This window comes from Psychrobacter immobilis, from assembly GCF_904846185.1.
GTDB classification, from domain to species: Bacteria; Pseudomonadota; Gammaproteobacteria; order Pseudomonadales; family Moraxellaceae; genus Psychrobacter; species Psychrobacter immobilis_B.
Map to the genome: position 1 here is coordinate 1 of NZ_CAJGZQ010000058.1, position 1214 is coordinate 1214.

A 1214-nucleotide genomic window follows, 5' to 3' on the forward strand; every position below is an offset into this window, starting at 1 on the left:
GATCTAAACCCTATCGAGAAAAAGTGGGCACAGGCTAAGTTTCTACGCCAAGGGTGGATGGAGAATAATTTACCAAAACTGTTTCAGGATATGGGCTGTATCTCTTTTATTATAGACTGACTATAGTAAGAAGCCAAAAAAATATGGCTCTACTTCTGAGATAAAGCCTGATGGTATAAAAAGCTCCATTGATTTTACTGCGGGAAGCTTAATACAGGTCTTCGAATGGAATGATGAAAAAAGCATTGAAGACAACGTTAAATATCTTTTTAAATCTAGCGAGATAAATAGGCAGAATATAAGTGCGTTAGAAGAAGGTTTGAAATGTATGTTTTCGAAAGATAACAATAACATCAGAAGCACTCTAAATAACACAATAAGCAGTATTAGTGATTTGGAAAGAAATGTTAATAAAAATATTATAGGAGGATTGAAAATTACTTTCTTAAGTAGTTTTTGGGTGTTAATAGGTATGCTACTAAGCACACTAACAAAAGATATTGTTAATGTGATAAATATTTTAGCAATTACAGACAATGACATATTACTAAATATAGGTTTTATATTAACTACTTTTATTTTTGCAGGATTTATTTTTCTCAGGTCGATTTATGCAAAAACTATTATCAGAAAATTACATAGTGGTGAGATAAATCTCAAAGATGAAGATATGGGAAAGGTATTACTTCAGCATATAGGTGAAATAGGTATAGCAGTATTGCTTCTAGATGAACTACAAACTACCTCTATAAAGTACGCACTACCTCTACCTATTGAAATGATCAACTACCTATGGATTATATTCAAAATACTGGTTTTCTTTATATTGCTTTGTATTAATTTTTACTCTTATGGACGCCTCGCGATAGTTTTTGGAAACAAAGATATAAGTGGGTGGAAATTTTTTTTAGTACTTCTACTATCAGTATTTATTTTTGGTGTAATTTTAATTACGTAATTGACTTGTTACTTTGTTAAGAAACGTGAGTTTATAACAAACAATTTTTATCGAGTATTAAGATTTAAGTTTGGCTAGGCCAAAAAACCGCTACAGAAAATACTGTAGCGGTTTTTTAATATCAGTAATTAGGGCGTGTCTTCAATTGGTTAAGCCATAAATAATAGTTACAATACCGCATCTATTGAGACGCTGCGAGAAGTACAAGTCATGGCAAGAACAGCACTAACAGATACGCTTTGGGATCAACTTCAAT

The 1214-nt window shown here is 31.6% G+C and carries 1 protein-coding gene; it reads left to right on the forward strand.

Going from position 1 to position 1214, the window contains the following annotated elements:
- Positions 1-328: 328 nt before the first annotated feature.
- Positions 329-958, forward strand: a complete 630-nt coding sequence (locus JMW94_RS14675; RefSeq protein ID WP_201604896.1) for a hypothetical protein — start codon at positions 329-331, stop codon at positions 956-958.
- Positions 959-1214: the final 256 nt, after the last annotated feature.

Coding starts and splice junctions, on each gene's coding strand:
- JMW94_RS14675 (WP_201604896.1), top strand. CDS start 329: ATGTTTTCGAAAGATAACAATAACATCAGAAGCACTCTAAATAACACA.